The organism is Pseudoalteromonas sp. P80D2 (assembly GCF_036680945.1).
Classification (GTDB): Bacteria; Pseudomonadota; Gammaproteobacteria; order Enterobacterales; family Alteromonadaceae; genus Pseudoalteromonas; species Pseudoalteromonas shioyasakiensis.
Map to the genome: position 1 here is coordinate 58,184 of NZ_JAZDAR010000037.1, position 19,994 is coordinate 78,177.

At 42.3% G+C, this 19,994-nt stretch carries 15 protein-coding genes; 5 read left to right on the forward strand and 10 right to left on the reverse strand.

What is annotated here, in order from left to right:
* Positions 1 to 111 precede the first annotated feature (111 nt).
* Positions 112 to 2,427: a Tex family protein gene (locus tag VRK28_RS10550; RefSeq protein ID WP_304636975.1), complete on the forward strand. Its 2,316-nt coding sequence runs from the start codon at positions 112 to 114 to the stop codon at positions 2,425 to 2,427.
* A 122-nt stretch (positions 2,428 to 2,549) separates the two neighbouring features.
* On the opposite strand, the gene VRK28_RS10555 is transcribed toward VRK28_RS10550, so the two are convergent.
* The 5 genes from VRK28_RS10555 to bioH all read right to left on the reverse strand — a co-directional run bounded on the left by VRK28_RS10555 (position 2,550) and on the right by bioH (position 10,819).
* Positions 2,550 to 7,580: a S8 family serine peptidase gene (locus tag VRK28_RS10555; RefSeq protein ID WP_332393898.1), complete on the reverse strand. Its 5,031-nt coding sequence runs from the start codon at positions 7,578 to 7,580 to the stop codon at positions 2,550 to 2,552.
* 279 nt (positions 7,581 to 7,859) lie between these two features.
* Positions 7,860 to 8,591, reverse strand: coding sequence for an outer membrane beta-barrel protein (locus tag VRK28_RS10560; protein ID WP_332393899.1), 732 nt, complete (start codon positions 8,589 to 8,591; stop codon positions 7,860 to 7,862).
* 208 nt (positions 8,592 to 8,799) lie between these two features.
* Positions 8,800 to 9,666: a putative metalloprotease CJM1_0395 family protein gene (locus tag VRK28_RS10565; RefSeq protein ID WP_332393900.1), complete on the reverse strand. Its 867-nt coding sequence runs from the start codon at positions 9,664 to 9,666 to the stop codon at positions 8,800 to 8,802.
* 5 nt (positions 9,667 to 9,671) lie between these two features.
* Positions 9,672 to 9,980, reverse strand: a complete 309-nt coding sequence (locus VRK28_RS10570) for a hypothetical protein (RefSeq protein WP_054554434.1) — start codon at positions 9,978 to 9,980, stop codon at positions 9,672 to 9,674.
* Between the two features lie 101 nt (positions 9,981 to 10,081).
* Complete coding sequence (bioH, locus tag VRK28_RS10575; RefSeq protein WP_332393901.1) at positions 10,082 to 10,819, reverse strand: pimeloyl-ACP methyl ester esterase BioH; 738 nt, start codon at positions 10,817 to 10,819, stop codon at positions 10,082 to 10,084.
* 58 nt (positions 10,820 to 10,877) lie between these two features.
* On the opposite strand from bioH, the gene VRK28_RS10580 reads away from it, so the two are divergent.
* A complete protein-coding gene (locus VRK28_RS10580; RefSeq protein WP_063528313.1) occupies positions 10,878 to 11,594 on the forward strand; it encodes a ComF family protein in 717 nt (238 codons plus the stop codon).
* Positions 11,595 to 11,600: 6 nt separating this feature from the next.
* Here the strand turns inward: VRK28_RS10580 and VRK28_RS10585 are convergent, their stop codons facing one another.
* On the reverse strand, positions 11,601 to 14,153 hold the full coding sequence (locus tag VRK28_RS10585; protein WP_332393902.1) for a M14 metallopeptidase family protein: 2,553 nt from the start codon (positions 14,151 to 14,153) through the stop codon (positions 11,601 to 11,603).
* Positions 14,154 to 14,297: 144 nt separating this feature from the next.
* Between VRK28_RS10585 and nfuA the strand changes: the two genes are divergently transcribed.
* Both nfuA and VRK28_RS10595 read left to right on the forward strand, forming a co-directional pair.
* On the forward strand, positions 14,298 to 14,873 hold the full coding sequence (gene nfuA / locus VRK28_RS10590; RefSeq protein WP_054554437.1) for a Fe-S biogenesis protein NfuA: 576 nt from the start codon (positions 14,298 to 14,300) through the stop codon (positions 14,871 to 14,873).
* A gap of 14 nt (positions 14,874 to 14,887) precedes the next feature.
* Positions 14,888 to 15,157 carry a hypothetical protein gene (locus VRK28_RS10595; RefSeq protein ID WP_054562862.1) on the forward strand — a complete coding sequence of 90 codons (270 nt, stop codon included), beginning with the start codon at positions 14,888 to 14,890 and terminating at the stop codon, positions 15,155 to 15,157.
* A 1-nt stretch (position 15,158) separates the two neighbouring features.
* Here VRK28_RS10595 and dinF read toward each other — a convergent pair whose 3' ends face one another.
* Entirely contained in the window at positions 15,159 to 16,493 is a 1,335-nt protein-coding gene (gene dinF / locus VRK28_RS10600; protein WP_332393903.1) for an MATE family efflux transporter DinF, read from the reverse strand.
* Here dinF and VRK28_RS10605 point away from each other — a divergent pair.
* On the forward strand, positions 16,470 to 17,501 hold the full coding sequence (locus tag VRK28_RS10605; RefSeq protein ID WP_062564790.1) for a polysaccharide deacetylase family protein: 1,032 nt from the start codon (positions 16,470 to 16,472) through the stop codon (positions 17,499 to 17,501). The two genes, dinF and VRK28_RS10605, sit on opposite strands and share 24 nt — an antisense overlap.
* Here the strand turns inward: VRK28_RS10605 and VRK28_RS10610 are convergent.
* The 3 genes from VRK28_RS10610 to VRK28_RS10620 are packed head-to-tail and all read right to left on the reverse strand — an operon-like array spanning position 17,488 to position 19,963.
* Positions 17,488 to 18,522 carry a protein-glutamate methylesterase/protein-glutamine glutaminase gene (locus VRK28_RS10610; protein ID WP_130167397.1) on the reverse strand — a complete coding sequence of 345 codons (1,035 nt, stop codon included), beginning with the start codon at positions 18,520 to 18,522 and terminating at the stop codon, positions 17,488 to 17,490. The two genes, VRK28_RS10605 and VRK28_RS10610, sit on opposite strands and share 14 nt — an antisense overlap.
* A gap of 8 nt (positions 18,523 to 18,530) precedes the next feature.
* Positions 18,531 to 19,148 (reverse strand): chemoreceptor glutamine deamidase CheD, encoded by a 618-nt coding sequence (cheD, locus tag VRK28_RS10615; RefSeq protein WP_054562865.1) that lies wholly within the window; start codon positions 19,146 to 19,148, stop codon positions 18,531 to 18,533.
* Positions 19,145 to 19,963, reverse strand: coding sequence for a CheR family methyltransferase (locus VRK28_RS10620; RefSeq protein WP_062564789.1), 819 nt, complete (start codon positions 19,961 to 19,963; stop codon positions 19,145 to 19,147). The genes cheD and VRK28_RS10620 overlap by 4 nt, the downstream gene beginning before the upstream one ends.
* Between the last annotated feature and the right edge of the window lie 31 nt (positions 19,964 to 19,994).

Here is a 19,994-nt window from a genome sequence, read left to right on the forward strand (position 1 = left end):
ACTATTTTTGCAGGCCTTAAAAGCAGTGCTTTTAAGGCCTTCTTATTGTGATATTATTCAGGCAATTAATCTTCAGTTTTACTGATTTTCTATTTTTAAAAAGGTTTATGCATGAGCAATATCTCTGCACGCTTAGCAACAGAGCTAAGTGCCCAGCAACCACAGGTTGTTGCTGCAATCAAATTACTTGATGAAGGTGCCACAGTTCCTTTTATCGCCCGTTATCGTAAAGAAGTAACTGGTGGCTTAGATGACACGCAACTACGTTTACTTGAACAGCGCTTATCGTATTTACGTGAATTAGAAGAGCGCCGTAGCTTTATCCTTAATACTATTGAAGAGCAAGGCAAACTAACAGCCGAGCTAAGTGCTGATATTAATAACGCTGACAGTAAAACTGAGCTTGAAGATTTATATCTGCCTTTCAAACCTAAGCGTCGTACAAAAGGGCAAATTGCCATTGAAGCGGGTATTGAGCCGCTTGCCGATGCGCTATTTAACAACCCAAGCCTCGACCCAGAACAACAAGCAGGTGACTACATTAATGCTGATGCAGGCTTTGCAGATAATAAAACGGTGCTAGATGGCGCTAAATTTATCTTAATGGAACGCTTTGCTGAAGACGCAAAATTGCTAGCTAAATTCCGTAGTCATATCGCACAACATGGTCAGATTGAAAGTACTGTAATTGCTGGCCAAGAAAATGAAGGCGTAAAGTACCGCGACTACTTTGAGCATCAAGAACCGCTTAAAAAAGTACCATCACACCGTGCACTTGCTATGCTGCGTGCTCGTAATGAAGGCGTATTACAACTTAGTATCAACCCTGAGCCAAGCGCAGAAAACCCGGCGCAAGTGTGTGCACAAATGATTGCCGATCATTATCGCTTAGATGTTAGCAATTCTGCTGCAAGCAGTTGGTTAATGGGCGTAGTGCAATGGGCATGGAAAATTAAGTTAAGCCTTCACCTTGAGAATGAATTTTTAGGTGCAATGCGCGAAAAAGCAGAAACCGGCGCAATTGACGTTTTTGCTAAGAACTTAAAAGATTTATTAATGGCCGCACCTGCAGGTCCACGCACCACGTTAGGTCTGGATCCTGGTTTACGTACTGGTTGTAAAATTGCTGTCGTAGATAGCACAGGCAAGCTGTTAACAACACAAACGATTTTCCCGCACGCACCACAAAATCATTGGGATAAATCGCTTCGTACTCTTGAGCAATTATGCCGCCAGCATAAAGTTGAGCTAATCGCTATTGGTAATGGTACCGCTTCACGTGAATCTGACAAATTAGTAGCAGAACTGATTAAAGCCAACACTGAGCTTAAACTTAATAAAGTGATGGTTAGTGAAGCAGGCGCTTCTGTTTATTCAGCATCTGAGTTTGCCGCTAATGAATTCCCTAACCTTGATGTTTCACTACGTGGTGCTGTGTCTATTGCACGCCGCTTACAAGATCCACTTGCTGAGCTGGTAAAAATTGAGCCTAAATCAATCGGTGTAGGTCAATATCAGCACGATGTATCGCAAAGCCAACTTGGTCAAACGCTAACATCAGTGGTTGAAGACTGTGTAAACTCAGTAGGTGTAGACCTAAATATGGCGTCAGTGCCACTACTTACTCGCGTATCTGGCTTAAACAAAACGTTAGCACAAAACATTGTTAGCTACCGTGATGCGAATGGCTCATTTAGCAAACGCTCTGAACTTAAAAAAGTTGAACGTTTAGGGCCTAAAGCCTTTGAACAAGCTGCCGGTTTCTTACGTATCAGCACAGGCTCAGATCCTCTTGATAACTCGTCAGTTCACCCTGAAGCCTACCCGGTTGTTAAGCGTATCTGCGAGAAGAACAGCTTAGATGTAAACAGCCTAATTGGTAACTCTGACATCCTAAATAAGCTCGTTGCAAACGACTACACAGACGAAAAATTTGGTTTACCAACGGTTACCGACATTATCAAAGAACTTGATAAACCGGGTCGTGACCCGCGTCCTGAGTTTAAAACAGCTGAATTTAAAGCCGGTGTTGAAACCATTAACGACCTAAAACCAGGTATGATTTTAGAAGGTGTAGTGTCTAACGTTGCTAACTTTGGTGCCTTCGTTGATGTGGGCGTACACCAAGATGGTTTAGTGCATATTTCTGCTATTACTAACAAGTTTATTTCTGACCCACGTGAAGTGGTTAAAGCTGGCGATATTGTAAAAGTAAAAGTAGTTGAAGTAGATGCTGCGCGTAAACGTATTAGCTTTACCATGCGTTTAGACGATGATGTTGATACTAGCAATAAAGCTGCACCCGCTAGCAAACCTAAGCCAGCTGCGAAAGCGAAAAGCGCACCTAAGCAAAAACGCGAATTTGGCAATGTTGCCATGGGTAATGCCTTTGCAGATGCATTTGCCAATGCAAAAGTGAAAAAATAATAGGCTGTAGGCATAAGTCGAAAAAACCGCGTAAGTGTAAACTTACGCGGTTTTTTATTTGTATAGCAATTTAATCAGTCTCGTTGCTATGAAAGGCTCAATAAACTGAGCCTTTATCGCTATTACTTACGACGACGAAGTGCAAGTAATGGCAGGAGTAACACAATGAAGTGACCTAATGAGCCGCTTGAAGAGCTCTTTGTTTCAGCTTCAGTTTCTGGTGTTACTTGTGAAGCGAATTCACAGCTACCATCATCTTCATTCGCAGTCGCATCATAGTTAGTTGCAGCAGCATCAGTACAGCCGAGCTCTACACCATCAGACTCAACCATAAGCAAGAATTCTTTGCTTACTTTGTCTGCTGGGTTTGCTTTGTCTTGTACTGTAACAGTCACCATTGTTTCACCATGGAAATGTGCATCAGGGATTAAGTTAAACGACATTCCGTCAACTTCAGCCGTAACATTCTCACCGGTTACCACTAATTCATTTGGCGACTGGTCTGCATCAACAACCATCACATCAACACCATCGATACGGCCATTTTCTGCTACCGTCATATCAGCGATGTCGCTCATTTTCAGGTTGCTTTGTACGCCGATTGAGTGCATTAACGAGCCACCTTCTTGGCTACCTAGTTGGTAATCAAGGGTGATATCTTGCACAGAACCTTTCGCATCAGGCATAACCGTAGCAGTAAAGTTAAACTCAACTTCACTTTGCTCTGGGCCAACATAATCAAAACAGATCACTAAGTCATCTTGTAAGATCTTGCCAAGGTCGTCATAACCAACCACATTGCTTAATGCACCGTCTTTAAAGCCGGCAGTTGTAGAGTAAACACTATCACCACCTTCAATAAAGATAGTCCCTTCATCAACACCTGCGCCTAGGTTATCGTAAGCAAAAATAGCTTCGAACATACCTTCATGGTCATCGATACCACTACGTAAAATCACTTCATAGTCAAACGTGTCGCCTGTGTATTTATCAGTCACATTATCGAATTCCATGAATACGAGATCACCTAAGTCAGGACGCTCTTCTTTATACTGAGAAGCAATTGTTAGACCTGTTGGATCCGTTGGATGGCGAAGGTTTTCAATTTCAAACGAGCCACGCCAGAATGGTGCAAGCGCTTCAACTAAGAAACCAGGACCGCGGTGTGCACTCATCATCCACCAAATAGGTGTGAACTGCATTGCACCTGTTGGGTGTAAACGTACTTCGTTATTATTTACTTGGTTGTAAATTTCAAACTTCGCACCTTCTTTATAGAATAACCAATCAATTGGCACATCAAAGTACACATTTGAGCCACCTTCATACCAAGCAGCTTCAGGTTGAATGCGGAAATCACCCCATAAATCGATATATCCTCCTGTCGAGAATTCATCAATCATTGGCGTTTTACACATCTCATTAGTGATGTTGTTAGTTACCACATAATCACGTTGTACGTTACGCGTTGCGTCTTGTGTACCTTGAATAGTTAACGTGTTGCCTTCTACAACTAACGAAGCTGCAACTTCTTCATTGTTTGAAGTTAGCGTTTCAGGCCAAACTTGCATGCCATCAGGAATCGTCAAAGACAATGAATAGTCACGCGCTTTAGATTCATAGTTGGCTTTAAGTTTTACATTAACGTTAACTAAGTCCATAGCGCGAGCTGTGTCTTGGTCAACATTTAAAGTAAGTGCTTGGGCATCACGCTTTAAATTAACCGATGTGAAACCAAGGGTGCCTTCAGCTCCCGCAGCATTACCTAATGCAAAGCCGCCATAATAAACATCATTCGGTTGCGCATCTGGTAAATCCCAATTTACAGCAATTTCATAGTTACCATTGCCGCTGTGCTGCTGTGGCGCTGATACACTGAATTCACCGGTATTTTGCTCTTTAACAATGGCGTAATGCGTCACTGTTTGGTAACCAACATCACGTAAACCTGCTAGAGCTGCAGTCGCAAACCAGTATTTACCAGGCTTAGGGTCAATAATGTTACAGTAGTTATCTTCAACACTACTTGAAGAATAACAAATCATCTCTTCATTTAGCGCTTTGATCAGTGCAGTAGAATCTTCCGCAATCTCTTCATCAGACACCATGAATGAGCCGCTTTCATTAGCATCATAACCCACAACCAAGTGTGCTTTTTTCATTTGCCAGCGAGGCTCAGCAAGATCTTCTAAATCAGTCGTTTGCTCGGTAGATGCAACTTTAACCATTAAGCGTTTTGTACCTTCTGGTACTTCAAATGCCTGGATATCCCACGCTTTTTCAACGCGGTCTTTTGTCACATAAGGTGCAACACCTAAGATATTTGCGGTAACCTCAGTTGGTTTTACTAGACCATAATAAGTCGGCGTAAATTCACTGTAGCTATCGGTATTAACAACGATTGATTCTGATGCATTTGCACGTGCCATATCGATATCAACCATGGTTGGTAGCTCATCAATGACGTTTTTCGCAACTAATGTGAAATGAGCATCAGGCGAGTCGCCATCAGTGTTCTTGAATAACACTTTACCGTTGAACCAAGCATCTTTATTTAAGATATTGTCCCAAGGCGCACCTTCTTCAACAGGATCAAGCTTAGATTCGATGATATTTGGCAACTTCATAGTAACCATCACATCTTGTGTTTCACCAGCTTGAAGTGTGAAATTACTTGGTGTTACGCTAACTTCTACACCAAAGCTTTCTTCTTCACCTTCAACAGCCCAACCATAAGCAGTTGCATCCCAAGTACCATCTTTTGTTGCTTTAACTGTTCGCATCCACGTACATTCAAGCTCACAGTCATTGTTAACTAAAGAAGGTAGGTTCAACCACTCAACTAAACCACCATTGCGCGGGTTCGCATTATGATAATTTTCAATAGTCTCATCCATGATAAGACCCGCATTTGCAGCTTGTGCTACGTCAATCGCACCGCCACCAGCCATGAAGTTGTAGTATGGGTCAATTAAAGTAACGCCGTTAGAAATACGTACTTTATTTGCCGTCATCATTAGCGCTGATTGAATTTCTGCTGGCGTCCAATCTGGGTGCATTTGCATCATTAGCGTCATTGCACCCGTAACATGTGGCGTAGCCATTGAGGTACCGCTCATGAAAGTCCAATCAGAAGCACTTGGATAAGCTGTAAATGGTTGGTCATCAGCATTCGCAGCATATATATCAACACCTGGTGCAGTCACGTCTGGCACAAGGTTATTGATGTAATAACTTGGCCCCATAGAACTAAAGATAGCAAGTTGATTACCTGCCTCTTCATCAAATGAATAGTTATTTTCTGGCTCGCCAATTGTCGCAATAGCTGCGCCATCAGGGTTAGCATTAACCCAATTACGAATTGTATAGCGTGCATTTGCTGGTAAGTGAATACCTGGGATCACATAGTTATCAGCAACAAGGCTCTCTGCAGAACTAATGTTTTGTAGAATAAAGCCGCCCGCTCCACCAGCTGCCACGTTCTTTGCTTTATCAACACGCGCAATGTCACCACGTAAACATATTACAATTTGGTCAGCTGTAAACGTGCCAGCAGGGAAAGGTGCGTTACAGCTTGCTGCATCGTAACCATCACTTTCATTAGGATCGTCGTATTTTTCAGCAAGAACAACTTCGCCAGTAATACCGCCAGAGAAACTCTTACCTGTATACTCACCAGCATAAGGCGTGCGAGTACCTTGGAAGTTATTTATGGTTTTAACACCTAAATCCATCACGCGGTCATGAGTTGATGCACCAACAGTGGTTACCCACGGTGATGTATGATCCGCTGAAATATAATAAGGACCCGAGTTACCCGCTGCAGCTGCCACTGAAATACCTGCTTCGCGTGCACTTAAGAAAGCCATTTCCATTGGATCTTCCCATGGGAAGCTTTCGCTACCACCAATTGAGAAGTTGATTGCATCGACACCATCTTCAATCGCATCTTCAAATGCAGATAAAATTGCTGATTCAGGACAGCCTGAGTAAAGATCGCCAGAACGGCCTGCATAACAAACTTGGTACGAAATGATATGCGCACGAGGTGCCACACCACTGGTACTTTCAAACGTAAATGGTAAGTTTTCACCATCACTTACTTTTTCACCGGTTGCAGCTTGAAGCGGCGTGTTTTCGATGTAATTACCCGCCGTAGTGCTTGCTGTGTGAGAGCCATGACCATTATAGTCTTCACCATTTTCAGGGCGGCGATCTGCACGTGCAAATTGATAATCAGCATTCATTGCTGTGACTTCTGGATACGAGCGAACACCAATTAGCTTGTCATTACATAGCTCAGGTTCTTCCTCACAGTCACCTACGAAGTTACCTGCACCTAGTGGATTTTTCTCACTGTACTCTTCGTCGCTTGCAAATGCAGGATGGTCTGTATTGATACCTGTATCAATAATACCTACAACCATACCTTCACCTTTAACACCTACCGATGAAGCCGGTGTTGCACCCTGCCATAATTGATCAGCACCAATAAACTCAGGACCACGGTCTGTGCGTAATTCAAAAATACGGTTAGGAGTAATACGCTTTACGCCTGATTGTGTCGCAAGTAGCTCTGCATCAGCTTGTGTCATTTCGACCACTACCGCGTTATTTGCAAGAGTAAATTGCTTTTTAATCGCAATATTGGCACCTCTTGCACGCGCCTTACTTAATACTGCTGTTTGACGTTGCTTTAAAAAACCTTGATACGCGCGCACACTTTGCGACGCTGTATCAATACGCTCTTTAACCATTAAAGAGCGAGATTCAGTAATAGCTGTAGCGCTGAAACCTTGAATATTACCTTGATAACTTGCTACAGGTTCATCATGCATTTGCACAATGTATGTTTGAATGCCTGTCACCCCATCTTGAGGTTGAAAAACATGTTCCGGCTGCTGACTTTGATAGTGCTGGTTTAAGCGTTGAGCACTTCCTTTGAGTAAGCTTGGATGATCTTCGATTTGTTTTTCTTGTTGATAATTCGCGATATCTTCAGCTGTAAATGTTGGCTGATAAAAGCCTTTATCTGACACTTTGTTAAAGCCAGGCTCTGCCGCAGCATAGCCTGTAGCGCCGACATACAAGGCTGTAAGTACGGCTACTGAACTTTTCTTCAAGTGTGCGATTTTCTTATTGCAAGGTTGCATATGATTCCCACTGATTTAATTCTAAACAGCTCATAAATTGCTTGAGCTGACACACTAAATTATTTAGCAGGCAAACATATACAGAGGGGGGGTTACATGGTCAAACCGACCTGTACACACTTGAGACACAAAATTAACATTAAATAAACACCAGAGCGGTAAAAACAAACGCATTGCAGGATATTTATACAAAATGTAGCGTTTTGTACAAAATACGATTACAGAAACAAAGTGAGTAGTGAAAACAGCTAGGGAAAGGCATCCCTAGCTGCTAAAAAATTAGAAGTTATAACGAACCGAAAGTGCAAGGTCTGAGTAATCATTTGCATCACGATAGCTTGCGCTTATCAGCCAAGCTGGTGTAAAGGCATAGTTTGCCCCTAAATGAAATGCAGCATTATTTTCGCTCTCTTCGTCGTGCAAACGCTCGTAGCCAACGCCAGCGTTGATCTCAAATGAATCAGTTAATAGATGTCTGATTTGCGCGTTAGCAGACAAAATATCTGCGGTTTCTGAATTTGAGTGATTCTCTGAAAAGCTATTAAAAACTTGATCTTGGTATGAGACAACTTCTTTAACATTAAGGTCAATTTCTCTCTTTAACTGGCCAATCTTTGCTGAAAAATCAACTTTAGTGCGATCGGATAGCGAATAAATATAACCTAAACCAATTTCGTAACGCGTCATATCAATATCATAATCGAAAGTATAAGCTATGACAGTATCACCTAAATAATTATCATTGCTATCGTAAACACCTGAGCCATTGAATTCATTCGTTGCAGTCACATCATCATTTAAAATTGAATAATGACCTGTAACATACCAATTCTCAGCAAACTGCTTACTGAAATTAAAGCCATAACCTTTAAGAGATCGCTCATCTAAGCCATCAATTTCTGTCTTTTTATACCCGGCTTCAACAAAGTCATAGCTTAGAGGCGAGGTGTTTTCTGCCATGACAGCGGTAGAAGCAAGTGATAATGCGCAAGCAAGAAGAGTGTATTTCATTTGTTAAATCATCCTAATTATAAATCGTGGACAATCTACCAAAGCGAGTAAGGACCCGCAATGGAAACAATATTCGTTTTTGTAGTCTAAATGTAAGAAACTGTTAGAGTAATTAATAAATTAAGTGAGTAGTTATGTAGTATTTAAACTTCGTTAGCGACAAGTTTTAACCACAAAGTGATTAACTAATACTGTTAATTGATATTAGTTAAATAAAGGCAGAGAACTGGTTTTGGTTAGTGGGCGAAGTTGCCGCTTGATAAAAATTAGCAATACGCGCTGCACGCTCGTCTACTTCAACATCACGCTTGGCTGTTTTAGTTTCGCTGGTTTGAGTAGCGCTATCTTCGGCATACTCACTGTTTATTTTGAAAGTCGATTTGCCTGAGTCAGCATCGCCATCAGCTGATTGACTGGCAAGCTCAGCTTGCGCTGCCATAAGCTTTTGTGTTGCATCGGCAGCAATTGAACGATCAGCACTTGAAGGCTCTTGAGGTGCAAGCGCAGCTGCACGCACCGTCTGCATTTTTTCGATTGTAGCTTTTGGGTCGCCTTTGATTTCAGCAACGTCAATTTGCACCTCGCCGCCCACGGCATAGTTTGTACCATCAGGGCCGCGTTGATACTCATAACTTGGTGAGCCAGCATATTGCCCCCCTACGGTTGCATGCGCTTGTTCATGAATACGCACTTCGGTATCGCGGGCTTTTAGCTCTTTAATTTGCTCAGCGTCTTGTTGCTCTTGCTCAGCAACCTTTTGCTCTTTTTGCTGCTCTTGTTTAGCTTCTTGCTGTTCTTGCTCTGATTGTTCAGGCTCGCCTTGTTCGCTACCTTGTTGGCGCTCTTCAATCACTTTTTCTTCAGCAAGACGACCTTTAGCATCATAGGTACCAGCCTCAGAACCTGGCTGCTTGGTTTTGTCGCCATCATTCAGGGTTTTATTTTCTGCGTTACTCGGCTTGGTAGCAGCAGGAGGTGGGATCACTTCACGTAACTGATTATCACGGCGAGCACTTTCAGTGTGCACATTCGCTGTGTTGATATTAATCGAAGGAAACGGAGTGACGATATTCATAAGTACTAAACTTTAATATCTATTAATGTACCGAGCACTTCATCAGCAGTCTGAATCGTGTTGATATTGGCTTTTGCATTAAACTCTTCAACTTTTAAATTAACAAGCGACTCATCAATTGGGGCAGGTTGTGAAACTGGCGGAGTTACAGCTTCATTTGGAGTTGCAGCTTGTAATTGGCGTTGTTGAGCTAATTGGGCATCATCTTGCTGATCAATTGAGGCACGGCTAATCTCAGCGCTCGCCTTTTCGATACCTTGGCTTGCACGGTTATAACCTTCTACCGCATTATTAAAAACAGAACTGATTGGCATAACACCCTCCAACAGTGAGATCTACCCGTTAAGTATCGCTCATAAAACGAGCAAAATAAAGCTAAATCCCGCTATTTTTCTGGCCTCTCAGCGAGTTTTGCTTAACACATTGATTTCAGTGCTGATATAAATGCCGCTTTATGTGAAATAAAAGGCGCGTGTGAGGCCTTATCTAAAACTTCATATTCAAATTGAGGTTGTAAGGCATGCATTTTTTCAATCGCGCGATAAGGTACTAATGAATCTAAGCGACCGAAAATACCACGCACTGGTACGCTAAGGTTAGCGAATAGTTCCCGTAAATCATCCTGCTGTAAAATGTCTAAGCCCGCACTTAAAGCTTGCTCTTGAGGCGCAGGGTATTGGTTTAAAAGTGCTTTAAGTTGCTTAATGTCATCTCGAGCTGATTCACTGCCCATTGCTTGTATCGCCAAAAACCGTTCTATGGTTTTTTCTCTGTGACTAACTAGCTGATCTTTAAATGCGTTCAATACGTCAGGTTTAATACCTGGCCATTCGTCGGTTTGCGCAAAAAAAGGCGTTGAGGCAACCAACACAACCTTTGCTACTTTGTCAGGCCAATATGCTGCAATATACAAGGCAAAAAGCCCGCCCAACGACCAGCCAACAAGAATAGACTTTTCATTTAGCTGTGTACTTAGTTGTTCAGCTGCAGCATGCAAAGTGTAAGGTGTAGGGATTAACTGCGCGTTACCAAAGCCAGGTAAATCGAGGCAACGGACTTCACCATCATGAAAAAACTCAAGCTCAGGTTTGATCACTTGCCAAACCCCTTGGTTCATTCCCCAGCCATGTAATAGCACCATATCATTTTGCATATTTTGTATTTCCCAACCACACTTAGCGCTCATAATAGCGTTTAAAGGAATGAATGCAATGTCTCACTTACCTCATGCCTTAAAACTAGGGCTAGACGCACTATTCCCCAACTTTTGCATTAGCTGCCAGAATCACATACAGGCTGATCAAGCTTTGTGTCAGTATTGTTTAGATGACCTCAATTTATTTGACCTTACACACCATCCAAATTTGTTACACCGACCAGATATCTGTGATGCATTTCCTGATAGTAATTTTGATCATTTAATTGCCTGTGCTTGGTATCAAGCGCCTTTTAAACTTTGGCTCAAGCAATTGAAGTTTAATGACCAGCAATATTTTCGTGTGGCACTACAACAAGTAATACAGAGGCAGCTGCAATTAGCTCATCAAGTTAATTCAAGTTGGCCCGATCTTTTTATTGTGCTACCACTGCATAATCAACGCTTTTTAGCGCGCGGCTTTAATCAGGTAAGCCAAACTTGGCTGCCTGTTTTGAAAAACCAGCAATGTACTGTTAGCTCAGCTCTTTACAAGCAAAAAGCAACCAAAGCGCAATCACAGTTAAGTAAAGCGAAGAGAGTTAAAAATCTACAAAATGCCTTTGTTTGTCAGCAAGATTTAACAGGAAAAACCGTGGCGATTATTGATGATGTGATGACCTCTGGCGCAACCATAAATGCTGCGACAGAAGCCATAAAACATGCAGGGGCAAAGCAAGTATGGGCTATGCTCACTTGCCTAACGGGGTTAGGCAACCTGCATTATGATTAATTGTGATTACTTATCACCAGAGGCATGAAAGGCATTACCAAAAAATAAGGCATTGCTTAGTAATCGACTCGTGCCGTACCAGTAACCACGGAATACAGGGTTATCTGTCATGCCTATCACACTGCCTTTGCCATATGAATGCGCAATGAGGCCTGCCGCGCCCGCGACTTGCTCTACATTTACGTCATCAGTAAAGCCAGCTAGAAGCGGTTTATCTGTGTAAGTAAGCACATTAACAAATGGGGCATCTGACTTCTCAAGTAGCCAAGTGCTATTCTTAAATACAGGTAATGTATTACGGTTAAGCGAATACGTAAGTGGATGAGATAAATCCACTGAGGTATTAAAAATTGCACCGGCAATACGCTGACGACCAGCTAAGTCATCTTTATCAGCATAAGTAAGTCCTGTTGTATCAAAGGCACTGGCTACATCGCGACGAGATAAGTAGTTTGCTTTTAGTAGCTGCTGATCAGCTAAGAACTTAGCACCACCTTTATGACCCCAAATAACACCGCCTTTACGAACCCACGACTTAATAGCAACTTTAGTCGCATCATCAAGGCGATTGAAATTTCCGTGCGCTAAAATAATATGGCTGTAGTTTTCAAGGTCGATGTTACCTAAGCGCTCCATTTCGATAATGCTTGGCGCGGTGCCTACAAAACGATCTAAGTAATACCACACTTCACCAAGCTCATACTGGCTAGTTCCTTGACCACCCACGAGTAATACTTTAGGCGCTTTCACAACCGCCATTGCACGAGAACCTAAATCAGCACCTTTAACCGTTAAGCCCGAACTAATTGGCGTAATTTCAATGCCAAACTCATTCTGTGCTTGGTTTAAATAACTAACCCAGTTGCTATCAGTTTGCAGACCAGCAGGAACAAGAATACTACCTGGTTCAAAAGCTATTTCACCTGATGGCGTTTTTGCTGTAAGTGGGCTTAATGCCACGCGTGCTTTCACACCTTGTTCAAGCAAGCTATTAAGCATTTTTGGCGCTAGGTAATCATCCCATTTAAATGCATAGGCATAGCTTTGCGGTAATGCTGCAAAGCTTGACTTAACACTTTGTTGCCAAGGCATTTTAGCCACATTTAAGCCCCAGTTGCTGCTTACCTTTGCAAATTCTAGGTTGAAGGCATGAGCAAGTGTCCAGCCAGATACATCATAAAAGGTATTATCAACAAAACGCTGTTGCTCACTGAAAATCGCTTTAATTAAACGAAATTGTGGCTGTGCTAATGGCACATAATAGCTCTGCTCAGAAAAGCTTTGACCGTTTACTTTTAGCGGCTCTTCTAACATGTACGCATTGATTTGATGTTGTCTAAGTAAATCAAGGAAGTATTGCATGCGGCTTTGATCAGCGCCGCCTTTGACAACATACCCTTTAAAGTCTTCATCACCAGCAAGATCAACTGCTTTGTTGTAAAATTTTGCTTGATAATCAAGTAAGTCTGTACGGTTATCAATCGCCGCTTGGAACGTCGATAAGCTTGTTAATAACTGATTTTTAATCGTAAACGGGAAGCTTAACGGGCCGTTAATAGTTTCTTGTAAGTGACCACGCGAGCTCGCTTGTTCAAATAAGATGCCTACACCGCCATTTACGTCTGGGTAAGTTGAGCCTTTACCATAGTAAAAGTCATCAAAGCTTTCTTCTGTGAAGTAAAGTGCATTGTGCTCATCAAGTGTTTTTGCATGATAGTTTGCAATGGCTTTTGTCAGCGTGACATTTTCTTCAGGCGTAATTGGGTGCTTACGAGTTGGGATCCCTGGTTGGAAAAAGTAAGTACTGTTTGGGCCCATCTCATGAAAGTCAGTTAGAATATTCGGTTTCCATTGGTGAAACTGTGCAATACGCGCACGCGATTCTGGGTGCTGCAGTAACAACCAGTCACGGTTTAAATCAAACAAGTAATGGTTAGTACGGCTACTTGGCCAACTTTCGATATGCTCGCGAGTTTGTGGATCTGATGATAACTTCATGCCGCGGTTGCTGTTTGCCCAATTTGCAAAACGCGCTAAGCCATCTGGGTTTAATGATGGGTCTAGTAAAATAACCGTGTTGTTAAGTAAGGCGTCAATTTCTGGCCCCTGTGCTGCAGCAAGGTAATACGCAACGAGAAGCGATGCATTGCTGCCTGATGATTCATTACCGTGAACACTGTAACCCATCCAAACAACCGCAGGCTGTTTGCTTGAGTCACTCGCTTCACCATTTAGGCGAGCTAAGTGAGCCTTGCGGATTTGCTCAACTTGGCCAAGTTTGTCGGACGCTGTAACCGTTAGCATCACCAGTGGACGCTGCTCATGAGTGCGACCGATTACTTTAAAATTCATTCGGTCACTTTTTTCAGCAAGAATTTGCATATATTGCACAAGTTGATCGTGACGTACATGCCACTCACCCACTTCGTAGCCTAACACCTGCTCAGGAGTCGGAATACTTGGGTCAAATTTCACATCTTGTTCAAAGTAATAAGAAAGAGGTTTTGCTAATGCGCTGACGCTCACTAGCATGGTTAATATTGTTATTATGAAACGCATAGATAGCACCCGTAATTATTTGATGTTTTAACGCTACCATTCGATAAAATAGATGCAACTTTTTACGCTCAACACTGGCGACAACACGATGAGCGGAGTATGATACACAGTATCCGAGTAATTTAGTCAAGTATAGTCCGTTTTATGATCTCTATTTCTGAATCTGCACAATCTCATTTTGCTAAACTTTTAGCAGACCAAGCTGAACAAACAAACATTCGTGTGTTTGTAGTAAACCCAGGTACTTCGCAGGCTGAGTGTGGTGTTTCTTACTGCCCAGAAGACGCCGTTGAAGCGACTGATATTCGTCTACCATTCAATGGTTTTGATGCCGTTGTTGATGCAGAAAGCGCCCCTTTCTTAGAAGAAGCTGAAATCGATTTTGTAACTGACAAAATGGGTACTCAGTTAACGCTTAAAGCGCCGAATGCAAAAGCACGTAAACTTAGCGACGATGCATCACTGCAAGAACGTGTTCAACATATGCTTGAAACCGAAGTGAATCCACAGCTCGCTAACCACGGCGGCCAAGTTAGCCTAGTAGAAATTACTGCTGACGGTATCGCGGTACTGCAATTTGGCGGTGGCTGTAACGGTTGTTCAATGATTGACGTCACACTAAAAGAAGGCATCGAGAAAGAAATGATCGCCAAGTTTGACGAAATCAACGGTGTAAGAGACATTACTGATCACCAATCTGGTGAGCACTCTTACTACTAACCGGTATATTAAGCATGCTTAAAAAATGGGTATTTCGCTTAGGCAGCGACCCCAAATTAAGCTTAAAACGCTTTCTTCGCGGCCTAGCACTGTTTGTGCTAGCCGTGATTTTTATTGCCATAGGTTACTATGGACCCGCACTATTTCAATTAATTGGCCTAGCCATACTAGCAGTGGCTTTATTCTTTGCTGGTTGGGGCTACTTAGGTATTTTTGCCAATCGTTTTGCGCAAGTTTTAGAGCGCTCGTCTCCCAAAAATCACGACCCTGATTTGTGGAAGTAATTTAATCTAATAATTGCTGATTATTGACAATTTTACGATAGCGAAACCACAGCGTTAACCCGCGCATTAGCATAAAGCTGGTCATCGCAAACCATAAACCATGATTTTGCCAGCTACTCACTACCCAAAACAGTCCAAAAAAGCCCACTAGAGCACTAAATAACATAGTATTACGCATGTCTTTAGCACGGGTTAAGCCGACAAATACACCATCAAATAAGAAGCAACCCATCGCCGCGATAGGCAATATAATCACCCAAGGAAGATAAACCGTTGCAAGGCTGATAACTTCGGGCACATCGGTAAGTAAGCGAATAATTGCCTCGCCAAATAATAAAAATATAAGGCTATAAAACAGTGCAAATAACCCACCCCAAAACAAGCTCAAATTAACCCATAACTTAATCTGCTTAGCGCTGTGCTCACCTTTCGCTTTACCGACCTTTGCCTCACTTGCATAAGCAATACCATCAAGCGCAAAGCTCACCAACATTAAAAAGTTTAGCAATACGGCATTAGCCGCTAAGGTTGTTTCGCCGATACGTGCGCCATAAAAAGTCATAAAGCTAAAACATAGCTGGAGTGCTAATGAGCGAATAAAAATATCGCGATTTAAGCTTACTAAATCAAGTAACTTAGTAACACTTAACCAGGCTTTCACGGCAAGGTTAACACCTTGCTTTTTAGCGAGCTGTTCAACTAACATCAGTGCAAAAGCAAGGGCGATATAATCAGCGATTAAAGATGCCCACGCAGCTCCAGCCACACCCCAATCAAGAAACACCACAAAATAAATATCAAGCACAATATTGGTTATATTGGTGATAAGTAATAAATAGAATGGCCCGCGGCCATAATGAACACCTAGCATCCAGCCAAGTAAAACCAAATTACACAAAGCAGCGGGTGCACTAAAAATACGAATCGAAAAATAGCTATTTGCTTGTTCTAAAACAGCTTCATTCGCATTTGATAAATATGCCATTAAGGATTGAATAGGTATACTCAGCGCTATTAATAACAGCGCAACCGCTGTTGCTAGTAACAAGCTGCGCTTTAATAGCTCAGCGAGTAAGGTGTGATCGCTTTTACCATAAGCTTGGGCAACCAAGCCTGTGGTGCTCATGCGCAAAAAGCCTGCTAGCCAAAATAATAACGAGATAACTGCTGAGCCGAGCGCTATACCAGCTAAATAGTGAGCGCTTCCTAAGTGGCCGATTACAGCAGTATCAACTAAACCTAACATTGGCACGGTAATATTTGATAAAATCATCGGACCGGCTAATAACAGTAAACTTTTATGGTGTGCCTTATGACGTTTAAGAAAATGTTTCATTTAGTATTTGCAGTCCTGTTAGGTTTATCTTTGCGTGCCCATGGCGCAGTCATTCTACAGTATCACCACGTCAGTGAAAGCCTTCCTGCGGTAACCAGCGTCAGTAACGAAACATTCACTGAACATATGCAATATTTAAAAGATAATAACTTCAACGTTATTCCACTAGATGAACTCATTACCTCGTTACAAGCTGGCCAACCGCTAACAGATAAAACCGTCGCAATAACCTTCGATGATGGCTACAAAAATAACTATGAAGAAGCTGCGCCCATCTTAGAAAAATTTGACTATCCGTACACTATTTTCGTAAATCCCGAGCTAATTGATGAAGGCAAAAGCTATGTAATGACGTGGCAGCAGTTAAAGGAGCTATCGAAAAAAGGCGCCTTAATTAGCAACCATACGCAAATTCATAATTACTTACACCGCAAACAACCAGGCGAGACTGAAGAAGCATGGCTTGCACGTACTAAAGAAGACATTTTATCTGCCCAGCAGCGCATTAAAGAAGAAATTGGCCATGATTACAAATACCTTGCTTACCCTTATGGCGAGTTTAATAATTCACTGCAACAACTAGTAAAATCGCTAGGATTTGTTGGTATAGGTCAGCATTCAGGGGCTGTAGGTATCCATTCTGACTTTACCCGGTTACCACGCTTTCCGGCATCGGGCTTTTATTCAAAGCTTGATACGCTTGCCACTAAACTCGACTCTCAAGCATTCACTATCAAACAGCTCACCTATTCAGATAGCGTGACGGACGAAAACCCGCCAAGTTTAAGCATTCAATTTGATATGCAGGACTTTCATAAAAGCCAGTTTGCTTGTTATGTATCAGGTATTGGTCAAGCTGATTTAACCTGGCTTAGTAAAGATACGGTGAAGATCACCTCACCTGAAAAACTGAAAAAAGGCCGCTCTCGCTTTAACTGCACGGCCCCTTCTATCGCGAAGAAAGGCAGCTATTATTGGTTCTCTCAACCTTGGGTTATTGTACCTTAACTGCTTGTTTTAGCATTTGCGCTGTGACTTTATCTAGGCGAACCACTTCATTAGCCGCATTGAGTTCGACTGCGGCTTTTGGCATGCCCCATACCACTGACGATAATTCATCTTGCGCTATGGTGTAAGCTCCTGCTTGATTTAATGCTAATAAGCCTTGCGCGCCATCACTACCCATACCGGTCAATAACGCTGCTACTGTCGCTTTAGGGCAAGCAATAACGAGGGAGTTAAATAGCACATCGACTGCTGGGCGATGGCGATTAACCAGCTCACTCGAATCAAGCTGACAAAACAGACCTCCGGCTTTTTTCACCACACTCAAATGCTGATCGCCCGGTGCAATATACGCCCAGCCAGGTTGTAGTTTATCGCCATGTTCAGCTTCTTTAACGTTTATTTTGCACGTTCTATCCATGCGCATCGCAAACGAAGTACTAAAGACCGGCGGAATATGCTGAGTAATCACAATCGGTGGGCAATTTTCTGGCATGCGCACGAGTACTTCTTTAATCGCCTCGGTGCCACCTGTTGAAGCCCCTATGGCAAGTACGCTATTGCCCTTAAATTGTAATGTTGCTAGGGCACTGTCGTCTTCAACTTTTGTTTCTTTAAAAGCTCGCACTCTAGCGCCAGCTGCAGTACGCACTTTTTGATGTAATAAATGGGCATAACGCTGAAGATTTTCAGTGACATTGATAGTTGGCTTAGCAATAAAATCAACAGCACCAATTTCGAGGGCTTCCAGTGTGATTGGTGAGCCTTTTTGAGTCAGTGTAGAAATCATCACAACTGGCATAGGACGAAGGCGCATCAAGTTTTTTAAAAAACTTAACCCATCCATTTTCGGCATTTCGATATCAAGCGTTAAGACATCGGGATTAAGGCGCTTAATTAAATCTCGGGCTTGATAAGGGTCTTCTGCCGCGCCAACGACCTGAATGTCTTGCGCTTGCTCGAGCACTTCCTTGAGTAAACCACGGATCAAAGCAGAATCATCAACTATGAGTACTTTGATCATTTGCTCTCCTAAAATAATTCAATATCCGTTTCTGCATCTTGCTGCTCAATATCGTGTAAGTATTTAATTTCACGTTTTTCAAGCTTATCAGAATGCAATTCACGCATTTTCTTAACCTGCGCCTTGCCTGTTTGTGGATCAAACATCACCTTACGTGGCCAAGGCCCGCCAACATCATGGGATACTAAATCCAAACCCTCTTCAAGTACATAGGCATTTGCAAAACGAATGTTGCCAACACCAATATCTGTCATTGAGCGGATTATTTTCCCGCCGCCAAACAGCTTTACTTTGAGGTTGCGTCTAGAAGCACCATTTTTTAGGATTTCATTGATCAAGTATTCCATTGCCCAGTTACCATAACGGCAATTAAGGCTATGTGCGTTGCTCGGATCAACGCCTTTTTCAGCCGGCAGCATAAAATGATTCATACCACCAATACCTAAGCCTTCATCGTAAATACATGCAGCAATACACGACCCTAACACAGTTGTGATCAATTCATCAGACTTAGACACATAAAATTCGCCTGGTAATACTTTAGCAACCACTTTATGGCGCTTGCCATCCCAAAACCGTTTAACGTGCTCAAAACCAGACAATACAGGTTTAAAATGACTACTCATAGACCACCTTTTTGATAGATAGTTTGGCCTAAATTCTTAAACTCTTTGTGGTCCTTACCCAGTGTTTCGGAATGCCCCAAGAATAAATGACCTGAATCGGTCAACAAATCGTAATAACGTTTAAATAGAGTATCTTTCGTCGGCTTATCGAAGTAGATAACTACATTGCGACAAAAAATAACATCAAACGGCCCTTTCATAGGCCAGCTTTGTAATAAGTTTAGACGTTTAAAGAAAATATTCTTTTGTAGTTCGGGTTTTACTTTATATAACTGACCGTCATGGCTTTTTAGAAACCAGCGCTTAAGTTGGCTTTTGTCTAAACCATTCACATTGGCAGCGGTATAGGTGCCAGCCTGTGCTTTAGCGAGCACATTTGAGTCTAAGTCAGTAGCTAGAATTTTCACATCCCAATCAGATGGGAATAAACCGCTTAAGGTCATAGCAATGGTATAAGGCTCTTCGCCGGTAGAGCAGCCAGCAGACCACACCCTTACACGCTTTTGTTTAGCATTACTAATCAGCAGTTTGGGGACTATGGTATTTTTTAGATAACTAAAGTGATGTGGCTCACGAAAGAAAGAAGTCAGATTAGTGGTTATGGCATTAATAAACTCACTAAACTCTTGTTCTTTATTCTCTTCAAGAAAGTCTAAATATTCTTTAAAGTTCTTAAGCTTATGTTGGCGAATACGCCTTGCTAAGCGCGAGTAAACCATCTCGCGCTTATGCTCAGCTAAAACAATGCCGCAAGCATCGTACACTTGTGACGAAATAGCTTTAAAGTCACTATCCGTTAGTAAAAACTCTTTCATGTGCTTGACCCTGCAGCTGTAACATTAGATG

Bases quoted from the DNA above. Each gene is read 5' to 3' on its own strand.
- VRK28_RS10550 (WP_304636975.1), top strand. From the start codon at position 112: ATGAGCAATATCTCTGCACGCTTAGCAACAGAGCTAAGTGCCCAGCAA.
- VRK28_RS10555 (WP_332393898.1), bottom strand. From the start codon at position 7,580: ATGCAACCTTGCAATAAGAAAATCGCACACTTGAAGAAAAGTTCAGTA.
- VRK28_RS10560 (WP_332393899.1), bottom strand. From the start codon at position 8,591: ATGAAATACACTCTTCTTGCTTGCGCATTATCACTTGCTTCTACCGCT.
- VRK28_RS10565 (WP_332393900.1), bottom strand. From the start codon at position 9,666: ATGAATATCGTCACTCCGTTTCCTTCGATTAATATCAACACAGCGAAT.
- VRK28_RS10570 (WP_054554434.1), bottom strand. From the start codon at position 9,980: ATGCCAATCAGTTCTGTTTTTAATAATGCGGTAGAAGGTTATAACCGT.
- bioH (WP_332393901.1), bottom strand. From the start codon at position 10,819: ATGCAAAATGATATGGTGCTATTACATGGCTGGGGAATGAACCAAGGG.
- VRK28_RS10580 (WP_063528313.1), top strand. From the start codon at position 10,878: ATGTCTCACTTACCTCATGCCTTAAAACTAGGGCTAGACGCACTATTC.
- VRK28_RS10585 (WP_332393902.1), bottom strand. From the start codon at position 14,153: ATGCGTTTCATAATAACAATATTAACCATGCTAGTGAGCGTCAGCGCA.
- nfuA (WP_054554437.1), top strand. From the start codon at position 14,298: ATGATCTCTATTTCTGAATCTGCACAATCTCATTTTGCTAAACTTTTA.
- VRK28_RS10595 (WP_054562862.1), top strand. From the start codon at position 14,888: ATGCTTAAAAAATGGGTATTTCGCTTAGGCAGCGACCCCAAATTAAGC.
- VRK28_RS10605 (WP_062564790.1), top strand. From the start codon at position 16,470: ATGACGTTTAAGAAAATGTTTCATTTAGTATTTGCAGTCCTGTTAGGT.
- dinF (WP_332393903.1), bottom strand. From the start codon at position 16,493: ATGAAACATTTTCTTAAACGTCATAAGGCACACCATAAAAGTTTACTG.
- VRK28_RS10610 (WP_130167397.1), bottom strand. From the start codon at position 18,522: ATGATCAAAGTACTCATAGTTGATGATTCTGCTTTGATCCGTGGTTTA.
- cheD (WP_054562865.1), bottom strand. From the start codon at position 19,148: ATGAGTAGTCATTTTAAACCTGTATTGTCTGGTTTTGAGCACGTTAAA.
- VRK28_RS10620 (WP_062564789.1), bottom strand. From the start codon at position 19,963: ATGAAAGAGTTTTTACTAACGGATAGTGACTTTAAAGCTATTTCGTCA.